We start from the raw sequence: 13,304 nt of genomic DNA, 5'->3' as shown, positions 1-13,304 counted from the left end.
GTCCGGACCCTAGTTCGCGTTGGCAGTCGCCACCAAGGAATTGCCAAGATTGAACAAGGTCAAAGCCGGACCAAGCGCGCTTTCAGTGCCATAGATCAGGTCATCGCCTTCCAGCATGAAGTTACCGGCTGAGAACAATCCATCGGCTGAGGTCAGGTCAATCGTGAATATGACCCGCTCTTTCGGGGGGCCAGCGATCCCGTCGGCAACAGCACTGGCCGGATATTCACGCAGGATCAGGATACCCTCTGGGTTTGCGGTGCCTGCGTTAACACCACCGATAAAGGATAAAGCTTCAAGCGCGGAAAACTCAATCTCAGGGAAGGCACTGATCGCCTGTGTGCCCGTAGCACCAAGAGCGATGAACTTGCGCTGGTCATCTTCAACATAGATCCGGTCACCGCCACGCATGGCGATATTGAGACGAGGTTCCTTCAAAAGCCGCTCAAACGGCACACCGAAGGTTTTGCCATCCCGTACCAAACGTACCTGCGGCGAATTCAGTTCCGGGCTTGGCCCACCTGCCTGCGAGAACAGGTCAAGGATCTTAAAATTGCGATCCGGTAATGGGTAAAGGCCGGGTGCCGCGATACCAGAAGCAACATTCGCGGTGTTTGACCGCCCCGGTTCGACCGCCAACTGCACTTGGGCCGAAGGCACGGTGCGCACAAGCTCTTCCTCGATCCGGGCACGCGCTGTTGCAGGCGACATGCCCGCAATGCGCAGCTCGCCAATATAGGGCACAAAGATGCGACCATCCGAACTTACCGAGGTAGGTTGCAAAGGTGTGACGCCCGTGGCCCCAAAGATGGAATTCTCTTCAGCGTCCCAGATTGTCAGCTGTACAATATCGCCCGTCGCGATCTGCAGTGACGCTGGCTGTTCGCGCGCAACAAGCCACGGCTGCGTTTCTTCGCCCGTCACCGGCCAGCCCTGCAAAACCGGCAATGTGTCGCGGTTCACCTCATAGACGGCAAAGTCATAAACGGGTGCTTCGCCCTCTTCGGCGGTATTTGCATTGGACGCAGCCAATACCTCGGACTGAAATCCAGCACCGCGTGGCAATCCACAACTGGCAAGCGCAAAACACGCGACAGCGGCAGCAAATCTTTGAACGAGCAAACGTGATTCCTTTCGAGCAGCCCTGACAACCTACACTGCGAAATCACAAGGCAACAGCACGCACCGCTCAAAAGTCGATAGCAAGGCCCTTTTTCTCCCAATCGCCATAGCGCACAGGCTCTGGTCCATCCCGGCCACCTAACTCGATCGGCAAGTCCTTGCCGTTAGCCGCCTTGCGGCGTTCTTCGGCCTCGGCCAATGCGCGTTGGGCGGCAGGCGGCAGCTCTTTGGGCTGATCGGTCACGGGTGGCATCTCCTTGTCGGCATCATATGATTGATATACGCCGCCCCCACAGCGCTTCAAGTGAGACATCCATGAACCAAACAGGTCTGCCTGCCCGCCGCACCGCCCATCATCTGCTGATGCAGATCACCGGCGAAGGTCGTTTGATGGCAGAACTGATTGCCGGTGGCGCGTTGGCCCGGCTTGAAAACGATGACCGCGCGCGCGCCCAGCGCCTTGCGACTGCGGCCTTGCGTGGGCTGGATCGGGCTGATCGGATGTTGAAACCTTATCTGAAAAAGACCCCGCCTGATCACGTGATGAACGCGCTGCGCTTGGGCGTGATCGAGTTGTGCAGCGGTGAGGCAGCACATGGCGTGGTCAACGCTTATGTTGAAATCGTCGCCCGCAACAAGCGCACGCAATCCATGAAAGGTCTGACCAACGCCGTACTCCGCAAGATCGCGGCTGAGGGTCCCGAGGGTTGGGTAAAACGCGCCATACCGCTGACGCCGGGATGGTTGCGGCAGCCTTTAGTCGCAGCGTGGGGACGCGACGCGGTGGCGGACATGGAAGCTGCGCATTTCGCAGGCGCGCCTCTGGATTTGTCTGTGAAGGGTGATGCCGCTGTGATTGCAGAAACACTTGGCGGGCAAGTTCTGCCCACCGGCTCAGTGCGGTTAGCGATCGCGGGCCAAGTCTCCGCCTTGCCCGGCTATACGCAAGGGGATTGGTGGGTACAAGACGCTGCGGCTGCACTCCCGGTGAAGCTGTTGGGTGATGTGAAAGGCCTGAAAGTACTTGATCTTTGCGCGGCTCCGGGTGGCAAAGCCATGCAGTTGGCGGCCCTAGGTGCAGAGGTGACCGCCGTCGATATCTCGGACAAGCGCATGGAACGGGTCGGCGAAAACCTGACGCGCGTTGGGCTGAAAGCGACCTGCGTAGTCAGTGACGCCTTCGCGTTTGAGGAAGGCGGTTTCGAGGCCGTCCTGCTGGACGCACCGTGTTCGGCCACTGGCACAATCCGGCGACACCCTGACCTGCCCTACGCCAAAGACGGGTCAGAATTTGGCGCATTGATCGACCAGCAAGAGGCGATGATTGATCACGCACTGACCTTGCTCAAACCCGGCGGGCGGCTGGTCTTTTGCACATGCTCTCTCTTGCCCGACGAAGGCGAGGTGCAGGCCGAAGAGGCGCTTGCGCGGCACCCTGGCCTGACCATCGACGCAGAAGCCCTGAACATCGCCGGGATCGACCCCGCATGGATCACGCCTGAGGGCGGGTTGCGCCTGCGTCCCGACTATTGGGCGGATTTTGGCGGCATGGATGGGTTCTACATGGCGGTCCTGCGAAAGCCTGCGTGACTTAAGGGCAACCTTTTCCTATGGTCCGCTGAAAGCACCAAAAGGCGTGCAAACCGAGGCCGCAGGATTTGTCCCAAGCAAACACATGGCAACACCGCCGCTTGCGTTTCATGCACCGGGTTCACGCTCGTCGGGCGGGGCGTGCAAAGGTGGCGACCGCCTTTGTGTCCGCCCCTGAACCACGCACGATTGGCGTTGTGGAAAGGGGGCAGCAGCTGACCACCGGCGCTTTCCTGTTTTCAGGTCTGCTGGTTGAAGGGCGCAATTATTCAATCTGGGATATTGCCGAGAAACATCCCAAAGTCGCCGACGAAGTGCATGGCTGCGGATGGTTGGATGATCTGGCGGCCCTTGGTGACGAAAAGGCCCGCAACTGCGCGCAAACCTGGGTGTTTGAGTGGATTGATCGCTACGGCAACGGCAGCCACGCAGGCTGGACACCGGGGGTCACCGGGCGCCGCCTGATCCGCTGGATCAACCATGGTATGTTTCTGCTGCGCGGACAGGATCGGAGCACGGCCTATTATTTTCACCAAAGCCTTGCCCGTCAAACGCTGTTTTTGTCCCGGCGTTGGCCTATCACGGCACCGGGTCTGCGCCGGTTTGAAGCATTGGCTGGCATCATTTACGCGGGCCTGTCGCTTAAAGACATGGCGCATCATGTCCCCACAGCCGTCACAGCGCTAGAGCAGGATTGTGAGACCCAGATTGACCAAAGCGGCGCAATTGCGACTCGCAATCCACAAGAGCTTTTGGAGATTCTAAGCCTTCTGAATTGGACGGTGAAATCTCTTGCTGACGCTGGTCATGCGACCCCTCCCGCACTTGAAAGCGCGATCAAGCGTATTGTTCCGACCTTAAGGGCGCTGCGCCATGCCGACGGCGGGCTGGCGCGCTTTCATGGCGGCGGGCGTGGCCTTGACGGGCGATTGGACGCCGCATTGGCGGCATCCGGGGTCAAGGACATGCCGGGAACTGTCACCCATATGGGCTTTGCTCGTCTGGTCGCAGGCAGGTCAACGCTAATTGTCGATGCGGCGGCACCCCCAACCGGTCATCATTCGGCCGATGCCCACGCCAGCACGCTGGGACTTGAACTGACCTCTGGACGCAGGCCAATCATCGTGAATTGCGGTTCTGGCGCGCGGTTCGGCGAAGACTGGCGACGCGCCAGCCGCGCCACACCAAGCCATTCGACGATGATGATTGAAGGGGTGTCTTCCTCTCATCTGGCGCGGACCAAAAGGATCATCGGCGGCCCGGACCTGCTGACCGAAGTGCCAACGCGGGTGCAATGCAACATGACCGCGACCAGTACGGGGCGCGCGTTGGAGTTGTCGCAGAACGGTTATCAACCCTCGCACGGTTTGACACATGCGCGCATTCTGCTGCTGTCAATCGATGGGCGCACTTTGGAGGGTGAGGACCTTTTGACGACGCTGACCCCTGACGATGAAACGATCTGCGATCAGGCATTGGCCATCGCCGGCATCCCCTACGTCATCCGCTTCCACCTGCACCCGGATGTCGCGGCCAGCCTTGCCGCCGATGCGAAGTCGGTCGTACTGACCCTGAAATCCGGCGAGGTCTGGTTGTTTCAGCATGACAGCGCGGCCAACCTGAGCCTGACCGCATCAGTTTATCTGCAAAACGGACAGTTAAAGCCGATTGCAGCACAACAGGTGGTTTTATCCGGGCGCGCAATGGCCTATGCGACGCGTGTCCGCTGGTCTCTGGCCAAATCGCACGACACGCCCACCGCCGTGCGCGATCTGGCACAGGCCGACCCAACGGACACGATTGACTAGCCTTGGGGACCCTTGATGACTGACCTTGCACCACTGCGCCGCGCGCTGCTTTCTGTATCTGACAAAACCGGGTTGATTGACCTTGGCAAGGCGCTTGCCGCACGGGGCGTTGAGTTGTTGTCCACCGGAGGATCGGCCAAAGCACTCCGCGAAGCCGGGCTTGAGGTGCGTGATGTCGCGGATGTCACAGGCTTCCCCGAGATGATGGATGGACGTGTGAAAACGCTGCACCCCGTCGTGCACGGTGGCCTGCTGGCGCGTCGCGATCTGGAAGGGCACCGAGATGCGATGGTCGAGCATAACATCGGCCCTATCGACCTGTTGGTGGTGAACCTTTACCCGTTTGAAGAGACCGTCGCCAAGGGCGCGGATTTCGACACCTGCATAGAGAACATCGACATTGGCGGCCCTGCGATGATCCGCTCTGCGGCGAAGAACCATGCGTTCGTGAATGTCGTGACAGATGTGGAAGACTATGACGCCTTGCTCGCTGAACTTGATGCCAACGATGGTCAGACCACTTTGGCCCTGCGCCAACGCCTTGCCCAAACCGCTTACGCGCGCACGGCTGCTTATGACACCGCCGTCAGCACTTGGATGGCAGGTGCGATTAATGCGGACACACCGCGCCGCCGGTCCTTTACCGGAACCTACAAACAGACCATGCGCTACGGCGAAAACAGTCACCAGTCGGCTGCGTTCTACACCGATGGCACTGGGCGCCCCGGCGTTGCAACGGCGGTCGTCCATCAAGGCAAAGAACTGTCTTACAACAACATCAACGACACAGACGCAGCCTTTGAACTGGTCGCCGAATTCGACCCTGCTGACAGCCCCGCCGTTGCGATCATCAAACACGCCAACCCTTGTGGCGTGGCACGGGGTGGCACTTTGCTTGAAGCCTACCAAAACGCTTTTGACTGCGACCGCACAAGCGCGTTTGGTGGGATTGTCGCGCTGAACCAACCGCTTGATGAAGACACAGCAAAGGCGATTGTGGAAATCTTCACCGAAGTCGTTATCGCCCCCGGCGCATCTGATGCGGCGAAGGCTGTCTTTGCAGCGAAAAAGAACCTGCGCTTGCTGACGACCGATGGTCTGCCCGATGTGAAAGCCCCAATCACAACCTATCGCCAAGTGGCAGGGGGCATGTTGGTGCAGGACAAGGACACTGGCTTTGTTGGCATGGATGACCTGAAGGTTGTGACGAAAGTTGCCCCGACCGACGCGCAAATGTCAGACCTGCTGTTCGCATGGAAAGTCGCCAAACATGTCAAATCCAACGCGATCGTCTACGTCAAAGACAAAGCGACCGTCGGCGTCGGCGCAGGCCAGATGTCGCGCCTTGATAGTGCTTTGATTGCCGCCAAAAAGGCAGAGCGCATGGCCGAGGCGATGGGCCTGCCCGAACCACTCACCAAAGGCTCTGCCGTGGCGTCTGACGCGTTCTTCCCCTTTGCGGACGGCCTCATGGAAGCCGCCGCCGCTGGTGCAACCTGTGTCATCCAACCCGGTGGTTCCATGCGCGATGACGAAGTGATTGCCGCGGCTGATGAGGCCGGGATCGCCATGGTCTTTACCGGCATGCGCCACTTCCGGCACTAGGAGACCTGCAATGCGGCTGATGTTTTTGACGGCACTTTGGATTTTTCTGCTTGATCAAGTGATCAAGTTTCATGTGCTGTTCAACGTCTTTGGGATGACATGGGCGCAGGTCACCGTGCCCTCGGGCCAGTTGCCATCCGCGCAAACGGTCGAGGTTTATCCGCCTTTCCTTGTGCTGCGCATGGCGTGGAACCGCGGTGTGAACTTTGGGCTTTTTGCCGACTACGATATGCGCTGGGTTCTGATTGGGGTGGCGTTTGCGATCACCGCTGCTGTGATCTGGTGGCTGAACCGCACGGGTGGGACCAAGTGGGTCTATATCTCTGGCGGCCTGCTGATCGGCGGGGCAATGGGCAATGTCATTGATCGCTTCTTTTATGGCGCCGTTGCAGATTTTATCAATATGTCATGCTGCGGGATCAATAATCCCTACGCTTTCAACGTCGCGGACATCTGCATTTTCGTTGGTGCTATCGGTTTGGCCTTTCTTGCGGATGACGGCAAGAAAGCGGCGTGACCTTGCCCATGCCATAAGCTAAACAAAAGCGAACCGACCCCGAGGGATTTCTTATGCGCGCGCTTTCATTCTCTGTTCTGGCATTGGTCCTTGTGTCGGCTTGTGGCAACACGGACCGCCCCTTGCGCGATCTGCGCTCGGCAGGCGGCGGCCCGGACGAATTTGCCGTGATCCCACTGGAACCGCTTGAAATTCCACAGACGCGCACTCTGCCGACCCCTACGCCGGGTGGGGCAAATCGGACTGATCCGACACCCAATGCGAATGCGATCAACGCGTTGGGTGGATCAGCGGCAGCCCAAGTGGCCGGTAGCGTACCGACGGGCGACGCTGCCCTTTTAGCATATAGCGCACGGTACGGCGTTGATCCGAACATTCGCAGCACCTTGGCGGCCGAGGATGCAGCACTTCTTGAACGCGCGCGTCGCTCAAACCTGTTCAATCCACTTGGGCGCGACCGCTATTTTCCTGCCTATGCAGGTCAGGCGCTGAATGCGCCCGCAGAGCTGGAACGAATGCGCGCCCTTGGCGTTGCCGTACCCAACCCTGTCAGCGCGCAACCGCAACCGCGCCGACAGGTGGAGCCAGAGCAATCTGCAGCTGAGACCGAAGATGAACAACCACGGCTCTTGCAACGCGCACTTGATGATTTTATCGAACGGGTCTGGGATCCCGTAGAGCGATCCGATGGTGTGCCACAAAATTGTGTGTTCAAGACAGTCCCGCCAGACAATCAGCTGCGGCGGGTTTGCACGCCGATTACGGATGAAGACCAATAAACCGCACCTCACATCCGCGTATGGCACCTTGAACAAACGCCTATCTGGCGTAGGTATCCGGACAACAACTTAAAAAAGGGTGCCCATGACACGTTTGTTCGCAGGCTTGGTCCTGATGATGACGGCATTTGCCGCGCAGGCCGAAAACGTTACGACCTATGAACTCGACAACGGAATGGAGGTGGTCGTCATCGAAGACAACCGCGCGCCGGTTGTCGTCCATATGCTGTGGTACAAGGTGGGATCCGCAGACGAACCCGTCGGGGCATCTGGCGTCGCGCATTTTCTGGAGCATTTGCTGTTCAAAGCCACGGACGTTTTGGAATCGGGCGAGTTTTCTTCCATCGTCGCGGCCAACGGTGGCAGCGATAATGCCTTCACCAGCTATGACTATACCGCATATTTTCAGCGGGTTGCATCCGATCGGCTTGAACTGATGATGCAAATGGAAAGCAGCCGCATGAACAACCTGCGGATCACCGCAGACGACGTCGAAACAGAGCGCCAGGTGATCCTTGAAGAGCGTAACCAGCGCACCGAAAACAGCCCCAATGCTTTGGCCCGCGAACAGTTCCGCGCCGCGTTGTTCCAAAATCACCGCTACGGTGTGCCGGTCATCGGCTGGAAACACGAGATGGAGCAGCTTGATCTGCAAGACGCGCTGGACTTCTACGACCTTTATTATTCCCCCAACAACGCCATCTTGGTTGTGGCAGGCGACGTAAAGCCCGATGAGGTACTGGCCTTGGCTAAAACCTACTACGGTGTGATCCCCGCAGAAGAGCAACTGCCAGTGCGCGAACGCCCGCAGGAACCACCGCAGCGTGCCGAGCGTCGGATCACCTATGTCGATCCGCGCGTTAGCCAGCCGTATCTGGTGCGGTCTTACCTCGCGCCCGAACGTGACCCCGGCGCGCAAACCGAAGCGGCAGCACTTGTCTATTTGGCTGAACTTCTGGGCGGATCGCCCTTCACATCAGCACTGGGTCAAGCCCTGCAATTCGATACGCAAACCGCGATCTACACCAATGCATCCTACAGCGGATCATGGCTTGATGATGCGACCTTTACGTTCGCCGTTGTTCCGTCTGATGGCGTCAGCCTATCCGAGGCAGAAACAGCAATGGACGAGGTAATCAGCGCTTTCATGGAAGGCGAGATTGATCCAGAACGCATGGAAAGCATCCGCACTCAACTGCGGGCGTCCGAAATTTACGCGCTGGATAATGTGCAGGGGTTGGCGCAACGCTATGGCGCGGCACTCACACAAAGCCTGACAGTTGCGGATGTGCAAGCCTGGCCAGATGTCCTGCAAGCCGTCACTGCAGAAGACATCAAGGCGGTTGCGGCCAAAGTCTTTAACAAGGATCAGGCCGTCACCGGTTGGGTGGTCGCCAGCGAAGAGGAGGCACGCTAATGTTCCGTTTCATCATCGCCTTGTGCCTGACACTTGCTGCCACGACAGCGGTGGCAGAGACCGATATTAAGGAAGTGACCTCGCCCGGTGGGATCAATGCCTGGGTGGTCGAAGAACCGTCGATCCCTTTCGTGGCGCTTGAAATCCGCTTTCGCGGTGGCGCATCGCTCGACCTGCCCGGCAAACGGGGGGCGACAAACCTGATGACTGGTCTGCTTGAAGAAGGCTCTGGTGATATGTCAGCGCAAGCGTTTCAGTCCAGACTTGAAGACCTTGCCGCTAGTTTCAGCTTTCGGGCGTCGGACGATTCAATTGCCATATCAGCGCGCTTCCTGACCGAGAACAAGGAAGAGGCCGTCGCCCTTTTGCGGCAGGCTCTTGTCTCGCCGCGGTTTGACCAGACAGCTCTGGACCGGGTCCGCGCGCAGGTCATCTCGGGCATCGCCAGTGATGAGAAAAGCCCAAACGCGATTGCGAATGCTGCATTTTCCGCTGCGGCCTTTGGCGATCACCCTTATGGATCAGCCCTTGAAGGAACTGCGGACAGCGTCGCGGCATTGACAAGGGACGACATGATTACAGCGCATCGCAATGCGCTAACGCGCGACCGTCTTTTCGTATCAGCAGTTGGGGATACGACAGCGGAAACCATTGGCACGCTGCTTGATGACTTGCTGGGTGATCTGCCTGCGGAGGGTCCGACGCTGCCTGACGATGTGGCCTTTGGTCTTGCTGGCGGGATCACCGTTATCGATTATGACACACCGCAGTCTGTGGCGCTTTTTGGCCACAGCGGCCTGAAGCGTGATGATGAAGACTTCTTCGCCGCCTTCGTGATGAACCGTATTTTGGGGGCCGGTGGTTTTGAATCCCGGCTTATGACCGAAGTGCGCGAAAAGCGCGGGCTGACCTACGGCATTCGGTCATTTTTGGTGCCGAAATTCCACGCCGAAATGATGTTGGGATCCGTCGCATCATCGAATGAAACCATCGCAGAGGCGATTGAGGTTATCCGCAATGAATGGACGCGAATGGCCCAAGATGGGGTTACGCCCGAAGAGCTTGAAGTGGCCAAAACCTATCTGACGGGAGAATATCCGCTGCGTTTTGACGGCAACGCCGAGATTGCCAAGATCATGGCGGGCATGCAGATGATCGGGCTATCGCCTGACTACGTAGTGAACCGCAACGATTTCATCAATGAAGTGACGTTGGATGATGTGAACCGGGTTGCCGCTGAACTTCTGCAACCCGAAAACCTGCACTTTGTCGTCGTGGGTCAACCCGAAGGGCTGGAGTAGAGGCGAACAATTTTCCAGAAAATTGTTCTGACAGCAGGAAATTCTAGAATTTCCTGCGCTGTTTTCGCCCTCGTAGAATCGGCGCGGGTCATGCTACAATTTGTGCTATGGCCACTGCAGACCCCCAGATACAGCCACGCCCGGTGATCCGGCAGCTGGATGACGCCGCAATCAACCGGATTGCAGCGGGTGAGGTGCTGGAACGACCGGCCTCTGCTGTGAAAGAGCTGGTGGAAAACAGCATCGACGCCGGCGCTACCCGGATCGAGGTGGTCATCGCCGATGGCGGCAAGACCCTGATCCGTGTCACAGATGATGGCTGCGGTATGACGCCATCGGATTTGCCGATGGCGATGTCGCGCCATGCGACGTCCAAGATTGACGGTTCGGACCTGCTGAATATCCGCTCTTTCGGGTTTCGAGGTGAGGCTTTGCCCTCGCTGGGTGCCACGGGCCGCCTGACGATCACGTCGCGCGCAAACGGGGCTGAGGCTGCGATGATCGCCGTTGCAGGCGGCAAGGCGAAGGGGGTGAAACCAGCCGCGCTATCGTCCGGCACGGTCATCGAACTGCGCGACCTGTTCTATGCCACACCGGCCCGTCTGAAATTTCTCCGCACGGACAGGGCCGAGGCGCAAGCCGTGACTGATGTCGTCAAACGTTTGTCCATGGCCGAGCCGTTCGTGACCTTCATCCTGCGCGATACATCAAAAGGCGACAGCCGCACGGTGTTTCGCGCCGACGCAGAAACCGGCGATCTGTTTGATGCTTTGCACGGGCGGCTGCGCACCGTGCTGGGCAAAGACTTTGCCGAAAACGCACTGCGCATTGATACCTTGCGCGACGGATTTCACCTGACGGGCTATGCCGCTTTGCCGACGTATTCGCGGGGTGCTGCTGTGGCACAATATCTGTTCGTGAATGGGCGACCTGTGCGGGACAAGATGCTGTTGGGGGCCTTGCGCGCCGCCTATATGGATGTGCTGTCGCGCGACAGGCACCCGGTTGCAGCCCTTTTTGTGGACTGCGATCCAACGCTGGTGGACGTCAACGTCCACCCTGCCAAATCAGAGGTCCGTTTCCGCGATCCGGGCACCGTGCGTGGGTTGATCGTTTCAGGCCTGCGACACGCATTGGCAGATGCCGGGCATCGCGCTTCAACCACGGTCGCCAACGCCACTTTGGGCGCGATCACGCCCGAGCAGACAACACCCCGCGTTTATCAAATGGACCGGCCCAGTTTCAGCGCCCGCTCAATGACATTCCAAGCGCAAGCACCCGGTTTTGGCGAAGCACCATCGGCCCGGATCGACCCGGTTGTCGAGGATGAGCCCGATGATCTGCCACTCGGTGCGGCGCGGGCGCAGGTGCATGAGAATTACATCATCGCGCAGACCGAAAAAGGCATCGTGATCGTCGATCAACACGCCGCCCATGAAAGGCTCGTTTACGAAAAGCTCAAAGCGCAGATGGCCGAAAACGGCGTCGCAGCGCAGGCCTTGCTGATCCCCGAGGTCGTTGAGCTGTCGGACAACGAAGCAGCCCAACTGCTTGAAATTGCCGATGATCTGTCACGATTGGGGCTAACGATCGAACCCTTCGGCGGGGGCGCAGTTGCTGTGCGCGAAACACCCGCCATCTTGGGTGAGGTCAATGCCGCTGCCATGATCCGAGATATCCTCGATGAACTCACCGACCAAGGCGACAGCGCCTCGGTCCAAGCGCGGATTGAGGCGATCCTTAGCCGCGTGGCTTGTCACGGCTCCATCCGCTCTGGTCGCCGCATGCAGGCGGCTGAGATGAACGCGCTGTTGCGCGAGATGGAAGCAACGCCATTGTCAGGGCAATGCAACCACGGGCGACCCACCTATGTCGAACTCAAACTCGCCGATATTGAACGGCTGTTCGGACGCACATGATCCAGATTGGCGAAAACATATACGACCTCAACGACCCAATGGTGATCGCCACGGTCGCTGGTGGTGTCGTCGCCCTGCTGGTGCTGATCCTATTGATGATGAGCGTCCGACGCGCTGGCAAATCAACCGAGGCGGTGCAGTTTGTGGCGTCTCAAGTGGGCCGTTTGTCACAAGACGTGCAATCGCTTGGGCAAGGACAGCAACAGCTTGCCGGTAACATCCGCACGGTCAGCGATGCCCAAGCGACGGCGCAGGTACAAGTCGTGCAAACCATGGAAGCGCGGCTGGCCGAGGTTCAGGCACAAATGGCGGAACGTCTTTCCGACAATGCCATCAAATCAGCGCGTTCACTGGCCGAGATGCAAGAGCGCATGAAAGACACGCTGTCGGGATCGTCCGAGAAAACAACCAAAAGCCTGACTGAACTACAGGAACGGCTTGCGACCATCGACAAGGCACAGACAAATATCGAAAAGCTGTCAGGCGACGTGCTGTCGTTGCAGGATATCCTATCCAACAAACAACGACGTGGCATGTTTGGTGAAATCCAACTGACGGATATCGTCTCCAAGGCCCTGCCAGCAGACAGCTATGCGTTGCAGCATACCCTTTCGAACAGCAAACGCGCCGACTGTCTGGTGCATCTGCCAAATCCGCCCGGTCCGATCGTCATTGATGCGAAATTCCCGTTTGAATCCTACGAAGCACTGGCCGCCGCTGACACGCAAGAATTGCAGAAAACCGCGTTGCGCGATCTGGGCAACGCGGTGCGCAAACATATCAAGGACATTTCGGAGAAATACATCATTGAAGGCGAAACCGCTGACGGGGCGATCATGTTTTTGCCATCCGAGGCCGTTTATGCCGAACTACACGCCCGTCTGCCCGAAGTTGTGCGTGCTGGTTTCGACGCGCGCGTCTGGATCGTGTCGCCCACAACCTGCATGGCGACGCTGAACACAATGCGCGCGATCTTAAAGGATGCGCGGATGCGCGAGCAAACAGGCGAAATTCGCAAGGCGCTGCGGATGCTGCACCGTGATGTGGAGATCATTGGCGAAAAGGCGGGCAAGCTGGAAACCCATCTGCGGCAGGCAGGTGAAGATGTGTCCGGTGTGCTGACTGCTGCCACGCGGGCTGGTAAGCGGGCGGACCGGTTGGATAACTTTGATTTTGAAGAACTGGCGCCCGAGCCGGAACAGAATGTTGTGCCGCTCGCATCGCCAAAGAGCTGAAGTAAGAAAGA

11 protein-coding genes are annotated in these 13,304 nt (G+C 58.5%); 9 read left to right on the top strand and 2 right to left on the bottom strand.

Annotation, left to right across the window (positions count from 1 at the left end; translation table 11 throughout):
• Positions 1 to 9: 9 nt before the first annotated feature.
• Both MWU60_RS15795 and MWU60_RS15790 read right to left on the bottom strand, forming a co-directional pair.
• Entirely contained in the window at positions 10 to 1,122 is a 1,113-nt protein-coding gene (locus MWU60_RS15795; RefSeq protein WP_247228342.1) for a polysaccharide biosynthesis/export family protein, read from the bottom strand.
• 67 nt (positions 1,123 to 1,189) lie between these two features.
• Complete coding sequence (locus tag MWU60_RS15790) at positions 1,190 to 1,366, bottom strand: DUF1674 domain-containing protein (protein WP_247228341.1); 177 nt, start codon at positions 1,364 to 1,366, stop codon at positions 1,190 to 1,192.
• Positions 1,367 to 1,437: 71 nt separating this feature from the next.
• Between MWU60_RS15790 and MWU60_RS15785 the strand changes: the two genes are divergently transcribed.
• The 9 genes from MWU60_RS15785 to rmuC all read left to right on the top strand — a co-directional run bounded on the left by MWU60_RS15785 (position 1,438) and on the right by rmuC (position 13,293).
• Positions 1,438 to 2,712 (top strand): RsmB/NOP family class I SAM-dependent RNA methyltransferase, encoded by a 1,275-nt coding sequence (locus MWU60_RS15785; RefSeq protein ID WP_247228340.1) that lies wholly within the window; start codon positions 1,438 to 1,440, stop codon positions 2,710 to 2,712.
• A gap of 110 nt (positions 2,713 to 2,822) precedes the next feature.
• Entirely contained in the window at positions 2,823 to 4,520 is a 1,698-nt protein-coding gene (locus MWU60_RS15780) for a heparinase II/III family protein (protein WP_247228339.1), read from the top strand.
• Positions 4,521 to 4,535: 15 nt separating this feature from the next.
• Positions 4,536 to 6,125: a bifunctional phosphoribosylaminoimidazolecarboxamide formyltransferase/IMP cyclohydrolase gene (gene purH, locus MWU60_RS15775; protein WP_247228338.1), complete on the top strand. Its 1,590-nt coding sequence runs from the start codon at positions 4,536 to 4,538 to the stop codon at positions 6,123 to 6,125.
• A 10-nt stretch (positions 6,126 to 6,135) separates the two neighbouring features.
• Positions 6,136 to 6,642, top strand: coding sequence for a signal peptidase II (locus MWU60_RS15770; protein ID WP_247228337.1), 507 nt, complete (start codon positions 6,136 to 6,138; stop codon positions 6,640 to 6,642).
• Positions 6,643 to 6,695: 53 nt separating this feature from the next.
• Positions 6,696 to 7,421 carry a DUF3035 domain-containing protein gene (locus tag MWU60_RS15765; RefSeq protein ID WP_247228336.1) on the top strand — a complete coding sequence of 242 codons (726 nt, stop codon included), beginning with the start codon at positions 6,696 to 6,698 and terminating at the stop codon, positions 7,419 to 7,421.
• Between the two features lie 85 nt (positions 7,422 to 7,506).
• Positions 7,507 to 8,838: a pitrilysin family protein gene (locus MWU60_RS15760; RefSeq protein ID WP_247228335.1), complete on the top strand. Its 1,332-nt coding sequence runs from the start codon at positions 7,507 to 7,509 to the stop codon at positions 8,836 to 8,838.
• Positions 8,838 to 10,139 (top strand): pitrilysin family protein, encoded by a 1,302-nt coding sequence (locus MWU60_RS15755; RefSeq protein ID WP_247228334.1) that lies wholly within the window; start codon positions 8,838 to 8,840, stop codon positions 10,137 to 10,139. Before MWU60_RS15760 ends, MWU60_RS15755 begins: the two co-directional genes overlap by 1 nt.
• Positions 10,140 to 10,246: 107 nt before the next feature.
• A complete protein-coding gene (gene mutL, locus MWU60_RS15750; RefSeq protein ID WP_247228333.1) occupies positions 10,247 to 12,058 on the top strand; it encodes a DNA mismatch repair endonuclease MutL in 1,812 nt (603 codons plus the stop codon).
• Positions 12,055 to 13,293 (top strand): DNA recombination protein RmuC, encoded by a 1,239-nt coding sequence (gene rmuC, locus MWU60_RS15745; RefSeq protein ID WP_247228332.1) that lies wholly within the window; start codon positions 12,055 to 12,057, stop codon positions 13,291 to 13,293. The genes mutL and rmuC overlap by 4 nt, the downstream gene beginning before the upstream one ends.
• Positions 13,294 to 13,304: the final 11 nt, after the last annotated feature.

Source organism: Yoonia sp. F2084L (genome assembly GCF_023015625.1).
GTDB lineage: Bacteria > Pseudomonadota > Alphaproteobacteria > Rhodobacterales > Rhodobacteraceae > Yoonia.
This window is presented reverse-complemented; position numbering and strand designations above follow the sequence as displayed.